At 53.9% G+C, this 20,545-nt stretch carries 14 protein-coding genes and 1 pseudogene; 8 read left to right on the top strand and 7 right to left on the bottom strand.

Annotated features, from left to right (window positions below):
* Positions 1-3: 3 nt before the first annotated feature.
* From KK078_RS14870 to dnaA, 3 genes are all read right to left on the bottom strand, one after another.
* Complete coding sequence (locus tag KK078_RS14870; RefSeq protein ID WP_254091075.1) at positions 4-537, bottom strand: NADH-quinone oxidoreductase subunit B; 534 nt, start codon at positions 535-537, stop codon at positions 4-6.
* Positions 538-542: 5 nt separating this feature from the next.
* Positions 543-1,070: an NADH-quinone oxidoreductase subunit A gene (locus tag KK078_RS14865; RefSeq protein WP_254091074.1), complete on the bottom strand. Its 528-nt coding sequence runs from the start codon at positions 1,068-1,070 to the stop codon at positions 543-545.
* Positions 1,071-1,373: 303 nt separating this feature from the next.
* Entirely contained in the window at positions 1,374-2,801 is a 1,428-nt protein-coding gene (dnaA, locus tag KK078_RS14860; protein ID WP_254091073.1) for a chromosomal replication initiator protein DnaA, read from the bottom strand.
* A 188-nt stretch (positions 2,802-2,989) separates the two neighbouring features.
* Between dnaA and KK078_RS30940 the strand changes: the two are divergent.
* The 3 genes and pseudogenes from KK078_RS30940 to KK078_RS14845 form a co-directional block, all read left to right on the top strand.
* Positions 2,990-4,060: pseudogene (locus KK078_RS30940) on the top strand (methylmalonyl-CoA mutase family protein); the annotation flags it as partial.
* A 57-nt stretch (positions 4,061-4,117) separates the two neighbouring features.
* On the top strand, positions 4,118-6,193 hold the full coding sequence (gene scpA, locus KK078_RS30935) for a methylmalonyl-CoA mutase (protein WP_449508539.1): 2,076 nt from the start codon (positions 4,118-4,120) through the stop codon (positions 6,191-6,193).
* 364 nt (positions 6,194-6,557) lie between these two features.
* Positions 6,558-7,331, top strand: a complete 774-nt coding sequence (locus KK078_RS14845) for an SAM-dependent methyltransferase (RefSeq protein WP_254091072.1) — start codon at positions 6,558-6,560, stop codon at positions 7,329-7,331.
* A gap of 19 nt (positions 7,332-7,350) precedes the next feature.
* Here KK078_RS14845 and KK078_RS14840 read toward each other — a convergent pair whose 3' ends face one another.
* The gene (locus tag KK078_RS14840; protein WP_254091071.1) at positions 7,351-8,316 is read right to left on the bottom strand and encodes a cation diffusion facilitator family transporter; all 966 of its coding nucleotides are present in this window, start codon (positions 8,314-8,316) and stop codon (positions 7,351-7,353) included.
* A 156-nt stretch (positions 8,317-8,472) separates the two neighbouring features.
* On the opposite strand from KK078_RS14840, the gene KK078_RS14835 reads away from it, so the two are divergent.
* Positions 8,473-12,702 (top strand): CHAT domain-containing protein, encoded by a 4,230-nt coding sequence (locus KK078_RS14835; RefSeq protein ID WP_254091070.1) that lies wholly within the window; start codon positions 8,473-8,475, stop codon positions 12,700-12,702.
* Positions 12,703-12,788: 86 nt separating this feature from the next.
* Here KK078_RS14835 and KK078_RS14830 read toward each other — a convergent pair whose 3' ends face one another.
* Positions 12,789-13,271: a YkgJ family cysteine cluster protein gene (locus tag KK078_RS14830; RefSeq protein WP_254091069.1), complete on the bottom strand. Its 483-nt coding sequence runs from the start codon at positions 13,269-13,271 to the stop codon at positions 12,789-12,791.
* Between the two features lie 27 nt (positions 13,272-13,298).
* Between KK078_RS14830 and KK078_RS14825 the strand changes: the two genes are divergently transcribed.
* From KK078_RS14825 to KK078_RS14815, 3 genes are all read left to right on the top strand, one after another.
* A complete protein-coding gene (locus KK078_RS14825) occupies positions 13,299-13,883 on the top strand; it encodes a Crp/Fnr family transcriptional regulator (protein ID WP_254091068.1) in 585 nt (194 codons plus the stop codon).
* 142 nt (positions 13,884-14,025) lie between these two features.
* Positions 14,026-14,553 (top strand): YceI family protein, encoded by a 528-nt coding sequence (locus tag KK078_RS14820; RefSeq protein ID WP_254091067.1) that lies wholly within the window; start codon positions 14,026-14,028, stop codon positions 14,551-14,553.
* 169 nt (positions 14,554-14,722) lie between these two features.
* Positions 14,723-16,642: a beta-1,3-glucanase family protein gene (locus KK078_RS14815; RefSeq protein ID WP_254091066.1), complete on the top strand. Its 1,920-nt coding sequence runs from the start codon at positions 14,723-14,725 to the stop codon at positions 16,640-16,642.
* 152 nt (positions 16,643-16,794) lie between these two features.
* On the opposite strand, the gene argS is transcribed toward KK078_RS14815, so the two are convergent.
* Positions 16,795-18,810 carry an arginine--tRNA ligase gene (argS, locus tag KK078_RS14810; RefSeq protein ID WP_254091065.1) on the bottom strand — a complete coding sequence of 672 codons (2,016 nt, stop codon included), beginning with the start codon at positions 18,808-18,810 and terminating at the stop codon, positions 16,795-16,797.
* A 16-nt stretch (positions 18,811-18,826) separates the two neighbouring features.
* Positions 18,827-19,804, bottom strand: a complete 978-nt coding sequence (locus KK078_RS14805; protein WP_254091064.1) for a deoxyhypusine synthase family protein — start codon at positions 19,802-19,804, stop codon at positions 18,827-18,829.
* Between the two features lie 96 nt (positions 19,805-19,900).
* On the opposite strand from KK078_RS14805, the gene KK078_RS14800 reads away from it, so the two are divergent.
* Positions 19,901-20,533, top strand: coding sequence for an SRPBCC family protein (locus KK078_RS14800; protein ID WP_254091063.1), 633 nt, complete (start codon positions 19,901-19,903; stop codon positions 20,531-20,533).
* The last annotated feature ends 12 nt before the right edge of the window (positions 20,534-20,545 follow it).

Here is a 20,545-nt window from a genome sequence, read left to right as displayed (position 1 = left end):
CGGTCAGGCTTGTACGTTTTCTTTTTCAGCCAGCAGCCTGGCTACGGCCGTCGGGGCCATGAGCGTTTCCTGGCGGATCTTTTCCTGTAGCTTCAGGAAGCCGCCGATAAGCGCTTCGGGGCGGGGCGGGCAACCCGGTACATATACATCTACCGGGATGATGCGGTCTACACCTTTCACCACGTGATAGCCATGCTGCCAGTATGGGCCGCCGCAGTTGGCGCACGAGCCCATGGAGATGACGTAGCGGGGCTCGGCCATCTGTTCGTACAGGCGCTTGATGCGATCGGCCATTTTAAAGGTTACGGTGCCGGCGATGAGCATCACGTCTGCCTGGCGCGGCGATGAGCGCGGGGCCATGCCAAAGCGCTCCATGTCGTATACGGTTGTGCCAGTGCTCATAAACTCGATGGCACAGCATGCTATACCAAAGGTCATCGGAAACATGGACGACAGACGTGCCCAGTTAAGCAGGTCGTCCAGGCGTGTAACGATCACCCCTCCTTGTTCAAACTTCTGATCCAGTAGTCCCTTCATACACGCTATTTTTCAGTTGACGCGGCGTTGCCCGGTGTGGTGCTGTGCGAGGAGCGGTAGCGTTCGTTTACGCGGTCGTACAGCGCACCCGGCACCGGCGATTTATACTCGGTTGGCCGCGGGTTGGGTTTGATCCAGTCCAGGTGCCCGTTGACCCATGCGTAGGCCAGGCCGAGCGCCAGGATGGCGACAAACACCACCATTTCTATGAGTGAAAACCACGCCCACGCGCCGTTGGTTTGCGCGGCGAGCGCTTTATTGGCAAATACTGTTGCCCAGGGGAATAAAAAGACGATCTCTACCTCGAAAAGCAGGAAGATCAGTGCTACGACATAGAAGCGCATGTTGAACTGCGTCCACGCGGCCGTGATGGGCTCTTCGCCGCTTTCGTAGGTGGTGAGTTTTTCGGGGTTGGGGCGATGGGGACGTACGAGCCTGGATACCAACAGGGTTACTACAATAAAGATGATCCCCGCGAGGGTATAGAGCAGGATTTCTCCGAATGCTGATAGATAATGATCCCGATCGGCCATAACGGAATCAAAGATAGGAGAAGATGTGTATTTCTATGGAAGAAAACGGCAAAAGGATAGGCTTGGGGTAACGTTGCCATGGCTAATCCCTGCTTTAAGTATGGCTTTGGTATGGCTGAATATCGCTATAAGGTCGCTATAAGGTAGCTATAAGGTCACTGTAAGGTCGCCGTAAGGTGGGCATTTGAAACGAGAACGGACTTTTGACGGCAGTTACAAACTGCCTACAGTAACAGGCACAAGTGACCGCACCCGCGCTGACGCTTAGTGCTAGACACTTGCGCCAGGTGTTCAGCCAGAGGTTTATGCTACGCGGAGCTTCAGTTTTTTGCCGAGCTCTTCTACGGAGCCGCGGAAGTTGGCGTCGGTTTTCATCATGTCTTCTACGGACTCCAGGGCGTGGATGACGGTGCTGTGGTCGCGGCCGCCAAAGTTCTCGCCGATCAGGGCGAGGGTGAGCTGGGTGAAGCGTTTGCAGAAATACATGGCCACCTGGCGGGGGATCACGATCTCGCGTTTCTTCACTTTGCCTTTCATGGCGTCGAGGTCGACTTTAAAGTACTCGGCTACAGTCTTTTGGATGAAGTCGACGCTGACGTCGGACTGTATTTCCTTGATGATATTCTTTAACACCTCTTTGGCCAGGTCGAGGTCGATCTCTTTTTTGAGCAGGGTGGCGTGGAAGATGAGCGAGTTCAGAACGCCTTCCATGTCGCGCAGGTTGGTGTCGACGCTATAGGCCAGGTACTCCGACACTTCTGTCGGGATCTGGATGCCGTCGGCCAGCATTTTGCGGTTGATGATCGCCAGCTTTGTTTCGAAATCGGGCTCTTGCAGGTCTGCGGTAAGTCCCCATTTGAAGCGGGACAGCAGGCGTTCCTGGAAGCCTTTCATGTCGCGGGGCGGGCAGTCGCTGGTCATGATGATCTGCTTGCCCGACTGGTGCAGCTGGTTGAAGATGTGGAAGAACATCTCCTGTGTTTTCTCGCGGCCTGCGAGGAACTGCACGTCGTCCAATATGAGGAGGTCTACCTGCAGGTAGTAGTTCTGAAATTCCTGGACCTTGTGATTTTGCAGGGCGTTGAGGAACTGCGTGGTGAAATCGTTCTGGTCGATATACAGGGCTACTTTGCCCGGCATGTTGTTTTTGATCTCGTTGCCGATGGCCTGTACGAGGTGGGTCTTGCCTACCCCTACTCCACCGTAGAGCATGAGCGGGTTAAACGAGGTTACGCCGGGCTTTTTGGCTACGGCGAGTCCTGCGGAGCGCGCCAGGCGGTTACAGTCGCCTTCTACAAAGTTATCGAATGTATAGGCTGGGTTCAGCCGTGAGTTTACGGTTTGCGGGTTAAGCGCTTTAAAGGTAAACGGTGAATAGTCGCTGTTTTCAAAGCCGCCGTTCACACCGCTGCGGCGGTTGGTGATGGTACCGTGTACAGGGTAGTTTACGGACACGGCGGGTGCCTGCTTGTTACCGCTGTCTACTACCACGGAATATTCGAGGCGGCCGGTGGGGCCGAGTACGGTGTGTATGGCTTTCTTTAATACGGGCACATAGTGCTCTTCGAGCCATTCGTAGAAGAACTGCGAAGGTACCTGTATGGTCAGTATATCCCCCTCCACGCGAAGTGGAACGATGGGCTTGAACCAAGTGCTGAAATTCTCTTCGCCAACATTCTCGCGAATGACTTCCAGACAATCGTTCCATACTGTACCACAGCTAACTTCCATGAGATCTGAATTTGTTAGGATTTTGAGTTCCCCGCCGGGGAAAGGGAGACAAAGATGTGAAAAAAGAGATTAAGAAAACAAGCGCCTTTCGTCTTGATTTTCCGGAAAAAAATGTGCTTCCAAATTTTTAAAATAAAAACGCAAACGGTTGAAAAAAACTTAGCTAAAATTGAGTTGAATTGCACAGCATGGCTGAAAAAACGTTCCAGGAGTTGTTACAGGAGGCCTTTCCGAAAACCACGCAGGCCGACTGGTATCGCACCGCGTCACACGAGCTTGACGGAAAAAACCCGGATGAAACTTTGGCCTGGGCCACGGAAGACAATCTATCGTTTGGTCCTTATTACGGTCCGCATAATCGCCCGAACGGCGCTCCATTCACGCTTCCGCCTGCTTCCGATCCGTATGCCGGCGCCCGGCATTGGTGGAATCAGCCGTTGATCACGGTTTTTGATGTCCGTATCGCAAACCAAACTGCCCTGGAACACCTGGCCCAGGGCGCTGATGGAATTTTATTTAAGCTGCCGGAGGCGTCGCCGGTTGACATGGCCGCTTTGCTGGCGGGTGTCGACTGGCCTTACTGCAGCGTAAGCTTCTGGTTATCAACACCCGTTCACCTGGCGGCGTTAACTTCTTATATAGAACGGCAGGCCTATCCCGCTGATTCCCTTTCGGGCGCGCTCTTTCTACCCACTTCTGTTGCGGTGACGCCTGTTGCGAATCAAAGCAGGCTTCGCACGCTGGGTATGATCGTTCACCGCACAACGCCGGTACAAGAGGTTGTCGAGTCGCTGACGCGCGCCGCGGCGGCCATCGATGCGACGGTACGTGCCGGGAGCACGACGGCCAGCGCTGTGCGTCAAGTAGCCATCTCGGTAGAGACAGAAAATGACTTTATCCTGGAGGTGGCCAAGCTCAAGGCGCTGCGGTATTTATACCTGGAGCTGGTCGATACGTACGGTATACAGGATCTGCCGCTGGACGCCCTACATATTCATGTGAGGTCGGAGGCGTTTGCGGCAGAGGCCTATGCACCGCATGGCACGATGCTCAAGGCTACGGCGGTCTCGCTGGCTTCTATACTCGGGGGCTGTAGTGCCTTGTCGGTGCTTCCCGAAGACGAGAACAATGCGACGCTGCGCCGCATTGCCCGCAATGCGGGCAGTATCCTGCGTGAAGAAAGTTACCTCGACAAGGTTGCCGACCCGCTGGCGGGCGCATATACCGCGGAGGCGGCGATCCAGGCGATCATTGCTGAAGTCAAGCGGCTGCTGCCGCAAAAGTTGCCGGCGCGTGTATATCCTCCGGTCACACCCCTGCCGGAAGGTAAAGATCTTCCCTGGCTGAGCCCGGAGAAGATCGCGGTGCTTCCGGCTTACGCGCCGGAAACCGTGGACGACCTGGTCCACCTCGATTATCCTTCGGGGTTGCCGCCTTATCTGCGCGGGCCGTATGCCACGATGTATACCACGAAGCCGTGGACGATCCGCCAGTATGCGGGCTTCTCGACGGCCAAGGACTCCAACGCCTTTTACCGTCGCAACCTGGCGGCGGGGCAGCGAGGCCTGTCGGTCGCGTTTGACCTGGCTACGCACCGTGGCTATGACTCCGATCATCCGCGTGTAACGGGCGATGTGGGCAAGGCCGGGGTGGCGATCGACTCGGTGCTGGACATGAAGATCCTCTTCGACCAGATCCCCCTTGACAAGATGTCGGTGTCGATGACGATGAATGGCGCCGTGCTTCCAATCATGGCCTTTTATATTGTGGCCGCGGAAGAGCAGGGTGTCGCGCCAAAACAACTGAGCGGCACGATCCAGAACGACATCCTGAAGGAGTTTATGGTCCGTAATACCTATATCTATCCGCCGGGGCCGTCGATGCGCATTGTAGCGGATATCTTTGCCTATACTTCGCGCCACATGCCTAAGTTCAATTCCATCAGCATCAGCGGCTACCACATGCACGAGGCGGGTGCGCCGGCGCATTTGGAGCTGGCCTATACCCTGGCGGATGGATTGGAGTATATCCGCACAGGGCTTGCTGCCGGTATCGCCATCGACGACTTTGCGCCGCGCCTGTCGTTCTTCTGGGGCATCGGTATGAACTTTTTTATGGAGGTAGCGAAGATGCGCGCGGGCCGGTTGTTGTGGTCGTACCTGGTAAACCAATTCCAGCCAGCCAATCCCAAGTCGATGGCGCTGCGAACGCATTGCCAAACGTCGGGGTGGAGCCTGACCGAGCAAGACCCGTATAACAATGTAACACGCACGTATATCGAGGCGCTGGCGGCTATCTGCGGCGGCACGCAATCGCTGCACACCAACTCGCTCGACGAGGCCATTGCCCTGCCGACCGACTTCTCGGCCCGCATTGCCCGTAATACGCAACTGTTCATTGAAAAGGAAACGGGAATCACCCGCACGGTCGATCCGCTTGCTGGATCGTATTACCTGGAGAATCTCACGGCGGAGCTTGCCGAGAAGGCATGGGAGCTGATCCAGGAAGTAGAAAAACTCGGCGGGATGACAAAGGCCATTGAAAGCGGTTTGCCTAAGATGCGCATCGAGCAGGCGGCTGCGGCCAAGCAGGCGCGGATCGATGCGGGCAAAGATGTGATCGTCGGTGTAAATAAATATACTGTTACGGACAAGACTGACTTTGACATCCTGGAGGTTGACAACGTTGCTGTGCGACAAGAGCAGGTTGACCGGCTGGCGGCGCTGAAGGTTTCGCGCGACAATGGGGCCGTGGAGGCTGCGCTGCATGCGCTGACCACATCGGCTACGACGGGTGAAGGTAACTTGCTGGCGCTGGCGGTCGACGCGGCGCGTGCACGTGCAACGTTGGGCGAGATCTCGACGGCGTTGGAAAAAGTATTTGGACGTTACAAGGCCAGTGTACGTTCTATTGCAGGTGTATATGCAGGCGAAATGAAGAACCAGCAAGTATTTGAAGATGTGCGTGCGCTGTCAGATCAGTTTGCCGCGCTCGACGGCCGACGGCCGCGGATCCTGGTGGCAAAAATGGGACAGGATGGTCATGATCGCGGCGCCAAGGTGATTGCGACAAGCTTTGCCGACCTGGGCTTTGATGTCGACATCGGGCCGCTGTTTCAGACGCCGGACGAAGTTGCCATGCAAGCCGCCGAAAACGATGTGCACATTGTGGGGGCGTCCAGTTTGGCGGGTGGACATAAGACATTGGTACCTGCGCTGATCGAGGCGCTGGGTAAGATCGGGCGGCCGGACATTATGGTTGTGGCGGGAGGGGTTATACCGCAGCAGGATTATGATTTTCTCTATAGCGCCGGTGTCTCGTTTATCTTCGGGCCGGGAACTGTTATTACGGATGCGGCGAAGGAAATACTAGGGAAGCTTATGAAGTCGTAGCGACCATAGTCTACATCTGTAGAGAATAATACACACGGGTGATTTTCCTGTTCCCGTCAGCACATTCGTGATTTCATCTTATCTTTGCTACAACCGGTGGACAGTACTATCTATCCCGTACCTGTCGTGCGCGTATTTCTGCCGGATGTGTGTAAGCGTTTTAGTCTGTAATCGCTTGTGTGATGCGTTTTGCATCCATTCTATCGCAGCGATTCCGGGTGAACCCTTGTGACTACTAAGTACGAATCTGAGTTGGTGGCCCTGCCGTGCGCATGGAATGTGCGCGTTTGGGGAAGTATGTCGCAGCGCGTAGTGCGCGGCACGTGTTTAGTATGTAACGTAACCAAAAACAACCCTTACCCCCATGTTGACGGAAGCCCAGTTTGCTGAAGGTGTGGCCTACGCCCGGAACAATTTTCAAGCAGAAGATTCTCACTTAATTCTCGATAAAGCCCTGATCAAAGAAAAGTTCGACCTGACCGGTATGAAGGTGTTGGACTTTGGCTGTGGCATGGGCGGCATGACGTTGTGGTACGCCAAGCATTGGAATTGTGAAGTGACGGGCGTAGACATCGATAATCACCATATCACTATCGCCAAGCACTTGCAGCAGGAATTGCATATTGAAAATGCCCGGTTTGAAAAGCGTAATATTCTATTAAACCCGTTTCCGGAGAAATTCGACCTGGTCTTTATCAACGACGTGGTCGAGCATATTGAAATCAACTTACTGCGCCGATTGCTGGCCAGCGTTAAAAAATCACTTGCGGCCGGTGGCAAGATCTTTATCAGTTATCCGCCGTGGCGCAGTCCCTATGCGTCGCACCTTACGCATATTATTAAGATTCCCTGGTGCCAATTCCTGCCTAAGCCTATTCTGAACAAGATGCTGGAGGAGCGGAATCATACCATCGTGGGTGAGGAAGAAGGCACGATCAAAGAGGTCTATGCCGGGCTCAATCACCTTACACACGCCAAGCTGCAGGAGATCCTGCATGCCAATGGGCTGCGTACGTTGTTTCGCAAGAGTCATACGATCCTGAATCGCGCTACGCTGCTGAAGAAATACAACATCAATTTCTTTCCGTTCGACTTCCTGGTAACAAAGGAGTTCCTGCTGGTCGAGCCGCAGGCATAATGTCGTGTACTTTGAGGGGTTAATGTACCACCGGCGTGGTGTCGCACGCCGCATAGCCTTTTATTTCAAATTCAATCGTGGCATGCTGAATGCCGAGGGTTTGCAGTTGTTTTTTGATACGCGTCTTTAGTGCTTCGAGGGGCTCGGGCTCCAACGGCTGCCGCAGTACGATGTGCGTTGTCAGAATATTGAACGTGCCGTCGAGCGTCCAGATGTGCAGGTCGTGCAATGCCTCTACTTCTTCGAAGGTAGCCAGTTCTTTGCGCACCGACGCCTCGGGTATATTCCGGGGCACGCCTTGCAGCATGATCTGGAATGCTCCGCGGATGTTGCGGTATACGTTGAACAGGATAATGCCGCCGATAATCATGGACAGCAACGGATCGATGATGGGTACGTCGGCAAACTTCATGACGATGGCTCCGATCAATACTGCTACCCAGCCCAGTACATCTTCCAGAAAATGCAGTGACAAGACCCTTTCGTTGATGGAGTCTCCGCGTTTGAGACGCAGCATGGCTGCTCCGTTTACGAGTATACCAATAACGGCAAATACGAGCATGCCGGTGGCATCGGGCTGCTCGGGATGCCACAGTCGTTTAAACGCTTCTACCAGAATAAAGATGGAGCCGACAGTAAGCACTACGGCGTTGATAAACGCGCCGACGAGCGAGAACCGTTTATAGCCGTAAGTATAGATGGCATCGGGTTGCTGCCGCGACTTCCGTTCGAAGAACCACGCCGTGCCCAATGACAAGCTATCGCCGAGGTCGTGCAGCGCGTCGGACAATATAGCCACCGAGTTGGTATAAAGGCCTCCGACCAATTCCAGCAACGCAAAGCCCAGGTTCAACCAGAAGGCTACAGCAATGTTATTACCGCTGTAGTGGTGATGGTGGCCGTGCGCATGGCTGTGTCCGTGGCGATGCCCGTGATCATGTGTATGATCGTGGTCGTGCGGATGGTCGTGATGATGATGCCCCATGGCTCAAAAGTCGGCACAAAACGGCTGCAACAGGAGTGCAGATACCGTATTTTTACCCTTTCTGCAAGGGTGCTGCACAAACTGCTTCCGTGGGCGTACGATAGTGTCGGGGAATTCGTAAATTTATACGCCCAAAAATATCTAACATCCCCTATCATGAAGAAAAACGGGATCCTCCTGTTGGTTGCGCTGTTCCTGGCGTGTGCCCAACCTGCATTCACGCAAAATAAAAAGTATGACAAGTCGCTCGCCAAGATCGATGCGTTGTATGCCGGGGGCAGCTTTGAGAAAGCCGAAAGCTCGCTTGCGAAGCTCAAAAAGACGATTGTGGCCAAGATGGGTCCGCAGAACGCCTATATGCCGGGGCTGTACCTGCGCGAGGCCCGCATTGGCCTGGCGTTGGGTATGTTGGGTGGCTTTGACAAAGCGCTGGAAAACGCGCAGGCCTCCAGCCTGGCCGTGTTTGGCGAAAACAGCGCCAGCTATGCCACGACACTGATCGACGTTGCCGAAATCTATAACGCTTACGGTAACTATCACATCAGCCGGGAATACATCACGAAGGCCAAAGAGCAACTCGTCCGCACGGGGCAGATGACCGACCTGCTGAAAGGCGATATTGCTCTGATCGAAAGCGAAGCCATGATCGGCCAGGGATTCTGTAACGACGCCCTGGAAATCATGCGCGAGCAGGAAAGTTTCTTTGCCGGTCGTGCGGTAGATAAGGAAACCAAGGTTGAGGGTGGTACCATCAAGACTCAACGTGTGCCGGAAACAGAGCTGGTGCAACGGTACGGCGACTATGGACGCCTGCTGACACAGATTGCCATAGCCTACAGCAAAAAAGGGAGCCTGATCAGCGCCGATTCGGCCTTTACCGCGGCGAGCACGTGGCTCAGAAGCCAACGGCGCTTCCTGGGTGAGACCGACATCTCGGCGGAACGCAACAACTATCAGTGGGCACTCTACCTCATCGAAAACGGTAACTTTACGCTTCCAAAGTCCCTTGAGCTCAACCGCACGCTGGACGATCTGAAGAAAAAAGTAAATCCCACGAATACCCTTGCTCAAGATCTCTATATCACTTATCTGCACAAGCTGCTGGTAGATGAAGAAAAAAATCGTTATGTCAATACCAAGGTGGAATTCGAAAGAGTACTGAGCAAGTATTTTTCAAAAGGCAGCGTGGTACGCATCAATCTGCAGGCGGTAGAGTTCGATACCAGAATCGGACGTGATAAAACCAAGAACCTGGAGGGCGAAGCACTGGCGGTGTTAAACGCGAAGACCCTGCCGCGCAATCACCCGACCGCGCTCAAGATCCTGAGTTTTTTGTACAACGGTGCGCTGGCGGAAAAACGCTATTCCAACGCGGAAAATTACCTGAACCAGCGCCTGGAGATCGAGAAAGAGCTCTATGGTGAAACTTCGCCGGCCTATCATCTGTCGCGCATTTCGATGGCTAATTTTTTCCTGGACTACACTGATAAATTTGAAGAAGCGGGCAAGATCTATGAGGAGAGCTATACTAAAATAGTCGCGCAACAGATCGGTGACCGCCACAAGGACTTGCTCGATATCCTCAACCACGTCGCTACCTACTACGAGGCCGTGGACTCGTACGCCCGCGCCTCCAAGACACTGAAGGCGGCGCTGTTCGCGGCCCGTGAAAAATATCGTAACGAAGATATCCTCTACGCTGCGGAACTGAACAAAATTGCGGAGCTGCAGCTCAAGCTGGGTGAATATGAGGACGCCGAGAAAGGTTTGATCAAAGCGCTCGAAATCATCGATCTGAAAGAAAACCGTGATTACAAAGAGTGGCGTCCCACCTATATCAATGCGTTGGAGACGCAAGCCAAGTTGTACGGTATCAAAGGTATGTTTGATGAAGCGGAGAGCAACCTCGAGCGTTCCAACAAGCTGATCACACGTTCGAAGACCGACCTGAACAGCGAGCTTTCGGCCGAAGAAGAGCTGTCTGCGCTCTTTATCCAGCTGGGCCGTTTCTCGGAAGCAGACCGCCTGGTGAGCGACCAAATTCCTGCATCCGAAAAGCTCTATGGCAATACGTCCCGCCGCCTGATCGATCCGCTGGTGAACAAGGGGCGGCTATTGCTGGCCAAGGGCGACTATACCGAGGCCGAGCGCACGGCCATCCGCGCCAATCAGATCGCCGTCAGGACATACGGCATGACCTCTACCAAAACGGCCCCTACCCAAAAGCTGCTGAGCGATATATACTATACGCTTGGTGACTATGACAAGGCCGAAGAGAACATTACCAAGGCACTGAGCAGCCAGGAGAAGCAATTCAGCCGTAACCATATCGAAGTAGCCCGTTCGCTGGCGCAACTGGCGCTGATCAAATTCTACAAAGGCGACAACAGCAAGGAGGTAGAAAAACTGATGCTGGAGGCCCGCACGATCATCGAGAACCGCCTGGGCAAAGACAACCCGCAGTATGCAGAGATCCTGAAGAGCGTAGCCGTGCTGTATATCTCGGAAAAGAAGTTCGACATCGCCTTCCATGCACTGACGGTGGCCGAAACCATCTGGCGTACCAAGACGGGTACAAAAAACAACATCAACGCAGCCGGCATATATACGCTGACGGGCGATGTGTACTACCAGCAGAAGAACTATAAGAAGTCGGAAGAATTTTACAACCAGGCCAAAAACCTGTACGAGAAGTTCTTCAGCCGTACGCACCCCGAGTATGTGAAGGTGCTTTCCAAGCTCAGCAAGGTGTATTACATGCAGCAGGACTACAAGCGATCGAAGAATATGATCGAAGAGTCGCTGAACAACTACGAGAAGTTCATCAAGGAATTCTTCCCGGCGTTGAGCGAGCGCGAAAAGGCCAAATACTGGAATACCATCAAGGGCGATTTTGAGTTTTACAATACGCTTGCTTTCAGCAACCTGGAAGACTTCAAGGACCTGGCGGGCAAGATCTACAACTACCAGTTGCTGACCAAGGCGCTGCTGCTGAGCTCCTCCATCAAAATACGCGAGCGCATTCTCAACAGCACGGATGAAGCGTTAAAAAACCAGTATACTACCTGGGTGCAGAAGAAAGAGCTGCTGACGCTGGCGCTCTCGATGAGTCCGGCGCAGCTGGCAGAGAACCAGATCGACCCGATGGGCCTGCAACAGGAAGTGGAGCGCCTGGAAAAAGACCTGAGCCAACGGTCCGAGCTGTTCGGCCAGAACTTTGACGACAAGCGCATCACCTTTGAGGACATCAAAAAAATCCTCAAACCAAACGATGTGGCGATCGAGATGGTGCGTTACCGTCATTTCAACCACACGTTTACGGACTCGATCATCTATGCGGCGCTGTATATCAAGAAAGATATGGCGAAGCCCAAGGTGGTTATGCTGAAAGACGGCAAGAAGCTGGAGACCCGCTTCTTCAAGTTCTATCGCAACGCTATTATCGGCAAGGTGCCCGACACCTACTCGTATGGAGTCTTCTGGGAGCCTATTGCCCGTGAGATCGGCCAGGCGGCCACGGTATACCTGAGTGCCGATGGGGTCTATAACCAGATCAACCTGGAAGCCATTCCCACTCCGGATGGTAAATACGTCATAGACAATGCCAACATCGTATTGGTGAGCAACACCAAGGATCTATACCTGCGCAGCATCAAGACGCGCCCTACGACCAACGAAAACACGGCCACGATGTTTGGCAACCCGTCGTTCTATCTCACGGCTTCTGCCGATCAGCGTATCTCGTCACTGCCCGGCACCGAGAAGGAAGTAACGCAGGTGCAGTTTATGCTGAAACAAAAGGGCTGGCTGACGGCAGAGTACATGGAAAAGCTGGCGTCGGAAGAAAAGATCAAGGAGCTGAACAATCCCAAGATCTTCCACATCGCCACGCACGGTTTCTACCGCCCTTCGGTGCCGGTGAACCTGGAACAGGAGATCGAAGGCAACGAAGCGGTGCTGACGCAAAATCCGCTGATGCGGACGGGCTTGTTGCTGCGCGGCGCCGGCGACCTGATGGACAAGACCCAGTATAACTTCAACATGGAGAACGGCATCCTGACGGCCTATGAGGCGATGAGCCTCAACCTCGATAAAACCGACCTGGTGGTGCTCAGCGCCTGTGAGACGGGCCTTGGCGATATGGAAGCCGGTGAAGGGGTATACGGTCTGCAACGGGCCTTCCTCGTGGCCGGTGCAAAGATTTTGATCATGAGCATGTTCAAGGTAGACGACGAAGCCACGCAGAAGCTGATGCTGAAGTTCTACCAGAAATGGCTTAACACGGGCAACCTGCGCGAAAGCTTTATCGGTGCCAAGAAGGAGTTGCGTGCGGACTATCCCGAGCCTATCTACTGGGGTGCGTTCATCATGATCGGATTAGAATAACCTTCCTACGCCAAGACTTCGGAGCGCGAAGCAAATAGCAGATACTCTGCGTGGGGTTTTGTAACCGCTCCGCGCAGAGTCTGTTCTTAGAATATCTTCTTTAATCTTTCCGTCATTTCCAACACCGCAGGGCAGACCAGCGTGTTCTTATAGGTCAACTCCAGGATCTGCACCATCTTCTTTCGGTCGGTGTGCGGGTATTCGCGACACGCTTTGGGTCGGTCTTCGTAGATGCTGCAATAGTTATCGTGGTCCAGAAAGGGGCATGGGGCCGTTTGCAGCACGTAGTCTTTGTCTTCGTCTATGCGCAGGTACTTCTCCACGAAGTCGCCCGGCTTCATGCGCAGGGCCCTGGCGGCGCGCTCGATGTCGTGCTGGTAGAATATGGGGCTGGTGGTCTTGCAGCAGTTCGCGCAGGCCAGGCAGTCGATCTCTTCGAAGACATCCTCGTGGGCCTGGTGGAAACGGTCATCCACCACGCGCGGATCCTTGCGTTTCAACCCTTGCAGAAACTTCTTGTTCTCGGGGGCGCGTTTTTTTGCCTGCTCACGAAACCGGTCTACATCCATTCCGCAAAGTTATTATTTTTACCGTCCATGAACACGGCCACGATCCTTTCCGCCATTGGGCGTCACATCTCCCTGACGGATGATGAGACGGCCTTTTTCACTTCCCTCCTGCTGCCCCAGCGGGTACGCCAGGGCGAGATGATCGAGCGGGAGGGTGAGCTGACACGGTGTTTTATCTTTGTCAATGCCGGCTGCCTGATGACCTATTTTACGGATAAGGAGGATGTCGACCACGTGATCCAGTTTGCCACCACGGGCTGGTGGACGGGCGACCTGCACAGCTTTACCAAACAGATCCCGTCCATTTACACGACCAAGGGCCTGGCCGACAGCGAGGTATGGTTGCTGCCCAAGGCCAGCATGGAGCAGCTGCTGGAGCGGATACCGCGTTTTGAGCGGTATTTCCGCATTATCTTCCAGAATTCACTCATCACCCAGCAGCACCGCATTATTCAGAGCTATTCGGCCACGGCCGACGAGCGTTATCAGCAATTCCGTGAAAAATACCCATCTTTGGAGCAGTACGTGCCCCTGAAATACATCGCCTCCTACCTGGGCATTACACCGGAATTCCTCAGCAAGGTGCGTCGCCGGCTGATGGAAAAGTCCTGATTGCAGGGCCGGTCTTAACCTAGTTCAATAAACTATCTAATCTTTCTTGTTCTATGTCAAGCGATCCCGGTGGGGTGAGCGGCTACTTTTGTATTGTCAAAACGACGAAAAACATTCTAACACAATAAAAACTTTAAAGATTATGGCAACTATCTGGAACATCGACCCTACCCACAGCGAGGTACAATTCAAAGTAAAACACCTGGTGATCTCTACCGTTACGGGAGCGTTCAAAAAGTTCTCGGGCAGCATCGAGGCTGATGGTGAGAACTTCGACGGCGCCAAGGCTTCGTTCAGCCTGGACGTGGACAGCATCGATACCAACCAGGCCGACCGCGACGGCCACCTGAAGTCTGACGATTTCTTTGCAGCGGCTCAACACCCGAGCATCACTTTTAAGAACGGTGTGCTGAAGAAAAAATCTGCCGACAGCTATGCGCTGACCGGCGACCTGACGGTACGCGGCGTAACAAAGTCTGTTACCCTGGATGTAGAATACGGTGGCATCATGAAAGATCCCTGGGGCAACATCAAGGCCGGTTTTGAACTGAACGGTAAGATCAACCGTAAAGATTTCGGCCTGAGCTGGAGCGCCCTGACAGAAGCGGGTGGCATGGTTGTCGGTGACGACGTGAAGCTGAACCTGAACGTAGAAGTGGTGAAGAGCTAATCGCTTCTTTGCAATAGAACAGCAGAGGCCTTCCCCTATTTTCGGGAAGGCCTCTGTTTTTTGTCTGCTTCCTGCCTTTTAATAACTGAGCGGTACCGCTCAATCAGTCGCCCGGTGTTGGTGTGGCTATTCCCTTAGCTTTACGGAGTACCCGAAACACACAACATCTATGAACACCCTACTTTACCGCAGGTGGAATTTCCGCCTGCCGGCGATCATTGCTATCGCCTTCGTGCTTTATGCCAGTCAGGCCTGGAGCCAGCCTACGATACCCTTTACGCTGCAAAACAGATCGGCCTATACCGACGCCAATGTGTATGTAGCAGTGGTTGGTATCATCAACGATAACCACGTTTGGATCGATACGCGCACCGGCGCGGTGCGGACCATGAGCACGGCCGACAATACCGTGCAGGGGCCGGTATACAACGGTGACCAGGGCCCCGGTGGCAATGGCCGGTATGCCAACTGTTTTGCACGCCTGAGTGAAATTCCCAATAAAACGATCCAGATACCGGGTATCGTCGGATGCCGGATCCTGATCGCATTCAACTCGCAACTTTATTTGTATTTCTTCGGCGCCACGGGTGGTTATGCCGCGCCGAACCTGGCCAACCCCAACGACCCGAACCAGGGCGTTCGCTATGAGATCATCGAGCTGGCCAACGCCACCAACGGATTATGGGCCAACACGACGCGTGTCGATGCCTATCAATATCCGATGGGTCTGGAAGTCTGGGGTAATAACAACTTCTATAAAAAAGTGGGCGAGATTAAAACGCATGCTGAAGTCCTGGCCCTGTGGCAGTCTACGGCCCCGTCGCAATTTGCGAGCTGCTATGATGTTGCTAAAGGCATTATCCATTGCCCGTCGAAGACACAAGCCTTCTTACCCGGCGGCGCGCAAGCCAATTATTTTGGCGGCTATATTGACGCCATCTGGTCGAAATATACTTCCGGCGACCTCGTGTTCAACGGCGGCGATGTCGGCACGTGGCGCGGGCGCGTATCCGGACAAACCTTTACGTTTACGCGCGCCTCTGACGGGGCGATCGCGACGATCACACGCAAGCCCACCACCATCGAAGCGCTGGAAGGCAGCGGCGTACTGGCCGCCGGCAGCGGTATAGACAAAGCCGTGCAGACGCAAATCTGTGCTGCTATTAACCGCCACGCCATCAACCTCAACCTGGCCACCGGCGCAACGCAGAACTTCGGACCTGCTACGGGCTATTACGGCACATCGCCCTATAACTGGTATGCTAAATTCTGGCACAACACTGCCCTGAGCCACGAGGGCTTCTCGTACGGCTTCTGCTACGACGATGCGTTCGACCAGTCATCGACCGTCAATGCTTCTTCGCCTATACGGGCGACTGTTACGATCGGGGGCTTTGCCGGTACAACCGGTGGCAACGGGTTCAGCACGGTGATCCAGGCGGAGTCGTGGACCTATATGGCAGGCGTGCAAACCGAAGCCACTACCGACACCGGTGGCGGACTGAACGTGGGCTGGATCGACGCGGGTGACTGGATGGCCTATGACATTACGATACCGCAGGCTGGCACGTATCGCGTCACGTATCGTGTGGCGTCGCCGAATGGCGGCACAACACTGCGGCTGGAGAAAGATGCCGGCGCCACCCAGCTGGGTAGCGTGACGATTCCCAACACCGGCGGCTGGCAAAACTGGACGAATGTATCGCACGACGTAACGTTGCCTGCCGGTACGTACTCCATCGGGATTGCGACCTCCACCGGCGGATTCAACCTGAACCACATAACCGTGGCGAGTACCGCCGCCGCCAGCGCGCGTAGTCAATCTGAAAACAAGACGGTCGCTGCGGTAACGTTACAGGAAGAGAACGCCGTGGTGCTTTCGCCGAACCCTGTGCGGGACCAGCTGTCCATACACGCTGCGGAGCATGTGAAACGCGTGAGCATTTACACCATCGGCGGTCAGCGAATGATGACGGTGGAAAACCCCGGCAGCGCTATCTCTGTACAGCAGCTGAAGCCTGGTGTGCACATTGTGGTGGTTGAGAGGCATGACCTGACTATCCGCAAAGAGAAAATCATAAAGGAATAAATCTACGCTGAAATAAAAAAAAGGCCGTCCCGGCAATATCAGGACGGCCTTTTTCGTCAGATCTTGTTTCTGCCCGCCAGTTGCAAACTGGCGACAGTATAGGCACAAGAGACGCGCTGCGCGCTAACTCTTGCGCCAGCAATGGATACGACTTACATCCGCTCGGGTACGTCGATACCCAGCATGTACATGGCACGCTTTATGGCGTCGGCAATAGACCGGGACAAGGCAATGCGGAACTTTAATTTATTTGCATCTGTCTCGGGCAAGATCGGAACACTTTGGTAGAATTTGTTGTATTCCTTCGCCAGGTCGTAGGCATAATTAGCAATGATGGAAGGGGCGTATTCCCGCGCTGCTTCCTGCACTTTGGTTTCAAATATGCTCAACACTTGCAGCGCTTCACGCTCTGCGGGCTCCAGCGCGATCACACTATTCAGATCGGCTGCAGATACCCGCAGCCCCATGCTGTCGGCCTTGCGAAGGATGGAGCGGATGCGTGCGTGGGTGTACTGTACAAACGGACCGGTAAAGCCTTGCAGCTGGATCGACTCCTGCGGGTCAAATAACATGCGTTTTTTGGGATCTACCTTCAGCAGGAAGAACTTCAGCGCGCCGAGTCCGATCATATTAAAAAGACGCTTGGCCTCTTCGCCACTCATGTCTTCTAACTTGCCCAGCTCACGGGTTTGCTTTTCTGCCTCCTCGTACATTTCCTGCATGAGGTCGTCGGCATCTACCACGGTTCCCTCACGCGACTTCATCTTGCCGGTAGGCAGGTCGACCATGCCGTAGGAAAGGTGGAAGCAACGCTTGGCCCAGTCGTAGCCCAGTTTGCCCAGGATCAGGAACAACACCTTGAAGTGATATTCCTGCTCATTGCCCACGGTATATACCTGACCGGTGATCTTCGGGAAATCGCGGAAACGCAAAATGGCCGTGCCGATGTCCTGCGTCATATATACCGATGTGCCATCGGAACGCAGCAATACTTTTTGGTCCAGACCGTCGGCTGTCAGGTCTACCCAGACGGAGCCGTCTTCCTTCTTAAAGAATATACCTTTCTCCAGGCCTCTCAGCACTTCGTCGCGGCCCAGCAGGTAGGTGTCTGATTCGTAATACAACTTATCAAAATCTACACCCATGCGGGCGTAGGTAGCGCCAAAACCATCGTACACCCAACCATTCATGGTTTGCCAGAGGGCCACCGTGTCGGGGTCCTTCTGCTCCCACTTGCGCAGCATATCTTGCGCTTTTGTAAATATAGTTTCCTCGCTCAGTACAGGCTTCAGCCATTCATACATCAGTGAAGCACCCTTCTTTTTTCCTTGCACCAGCCTGGAAATATCATCGAATGTTTTCACTAATATCTTCCTGAGCGCTTCCCACTCAACATATTGCACAGAAGTATTGCTACGCTCTACAACGAACGGCGCGTCTCCCTCATAGTCGAAAACGAAATTAGTTGCAGTTGGATTTTCACGGAAGAAAATACTCATCACCTCAATGAAAGGTTGTTCTGCATTGCGCTTATCAATCAACTCTCCGATCTCTTTCCGGAACTGCGACTCGAACAGCACATAGTACTTGCCCACCAGGTGATCGCCCTTCATGCCGCTGCTCTGCGGCGTCTCGCCGTCGCCATACAGCTTCCAGGCAGCCATCGACTTACAGATGTGGATACCGCGGTCGTTGATGATCTGTACTTTACGTACGGTATAGCCGTTGTTCTTGTAAATCTCGCTTACGCTCCAGCCCAGGAAGTTGTTGCGCAGGTGGCCGAGGTGCAAGGGCTTGTTGGTATTGGGCGACGAGTATTCGATCATGATCTCCTGCCCGTTGTCCGGCAGCTGACCGTAGTGCGGGTTGGCAACAATCGCGCGCAGTACATCTACCCATACCTGGTCGCTCAGGACAAGATTCAGGAAGCCCTTTACCACATTGTATTTGCTGACAATGCCGGCATGCTGCACCAGGTAGTCGCCTACCAGGCGCGCTGTTTCTTCGGGGCCCTTGCGCGACAGTTTGGTCAGGGGGAAGCACACCACGGTATGCGACCCTTCAAACTCGGCGTTGGTGGGTTGGAGTTGTATGGTTTCCAGCGGTTGTCCAAACAGGGCCTCGGCCGCTTGTTTGACCGCTGTGCGAAGTGACTGATCTACGTTCATAAAAAAGATACCCGTGCTACCACTCGAGTATGTAGGCAAACATCAGGGGCGCGACGATGGTCGCATCCGATTCAACAATAAATTTAGGCGTTTCGATGCTCAGCTTGCCCCACGTAATTTTCTCGTTGGGTACCGCGCCCGAGTACGAGCCATAGCTGGTTGTCGAGTCGCTGATCTGGCAGAAGTAGCTCCAAAATGGAACATTGTCGCGTTCCAGGTCCTGGTGCAGCATCGGCACCACGCAGATCGGAAAGTCACCGGCAATACCGCCACCGATCTGGAAGAAGCCGATACCGTCCTTGCCGGAGTTTTCGGTATACCAGTCTGCCAGCCATACCATGTATTCGATACCGGACTTCATGGTGCTGGCCTTCAGCTCGCCCGTTAATACGTACGATGCGAAGATATTGCCCATAGTAGAGTCTTCCCAGCCCGGCACGACCATCGGCATGTTGCGCTCGGCCGCTGCGATCATCCAGGAGTTCCTGGGGTCGATCTCGTAATATTGTTTCAGGTCGCCGCTGTTCAGCATGCGGAACATAAACTCGTGCGGAAACAGGCGCTCGCCGGCGTCTTCGGCGTCTTTCCACACCTGGAACAGGTGCTTTTGCAGACGGCGGAACGCTTCCTCTTCTGGAATACACGTATCGGTTACACGATTGAGGTGGTTCTCCAGCAGGCCCCACTCCTGCTCAGGGGTGAGGTCGCGGTAGTTGGGAATGCGCTTATAGTGCGAGTGCGCCACCAGGTTCATGATGTCCTCTTCGAGGTTGGCACCGGTGCAGGAAATGATGTGCACCTTGTTCTGGCGGATCATTTCGGCAAAGCTGATGCCCAGCTCGCCTGTACTCATGGCGCCGGCCAGCGTTACCATCATTTTCTTGCCTTCGGCAATGTGTTGCTTGTAGCCTTTTGCGGCATCTACTAACGCAGCAGCGTTAAAATGCAGAAAATTCTTTTCAATAAACGACGATATTGGTCTGTTCTGGCTCATGACTTGTGTTATTCAAATTCCGGGGCGAAATTAAGAAAAACTAAAGATTGCGCGTTATCAAAACCAGCGCGCTTATTGGTAAATTATTAAAGATCTATGAAGATGTACGTATGGGTGTTTTGTAGTTTCGCGGCCCTTGCCACGAAAGCACAGGACAACGAGGGGTTTGAACTGGTAAAAAAAGACGGCGATATCAGCATCTACGAGCGCTGGATCACGTTTCCGAAGACCACTCCACCGCTGGATGCGCGGGAAGTAAAGGGCGAATTTTTCTTTAACAACACCATTTACGAGGGACTACACCTCATTCAGAACGAAGCGCTGATCGAGCGCTGGCAAAGCCATGTATCCGAGTTTGAAGTGTACAAACAACCCGATACAACCACGTGGTTCGAATATTCCTATCACGACATACCCTGGCCGGTCAGCGACCAGGACCATTACCTGATCTACCGCCTTGTTCGCGAAAACCCAGGCAGCCTGTTCATCACCTTTGAATCGTACGTCGACGCCGTGCGTGCGCCCGTGCGCAAGGGCGTTACGCGCATGGAGCTGGCCGGCAGTTGGCGCCTGGAACGACTCTCGCCCCACCGCACCAAAGCCACCTACCGCATTTTGTCCAAACCCGCGAACATACCCAAGTTTGTGACCGACCCGATCATCCGCGGCAACATGATGACGACGATCCGCGAGTACATTGCCTTACTCGAGGAACCGTCGCCTAAATGATAAAAAATCTGA

It is taken from the genome of Dawidia soli (assembly GCF_018598185.1).
GTDB classification, from domain to species: Bacteria; Bacteroidota; Bacteroidia; order Cytophagales; family Cyclobacteriaceae; genus Ohtaekwangia; species Ohtaekwangia soli.
This window is presented reverse-complemented; position numbering and strand designations above follow the sequence as displayed.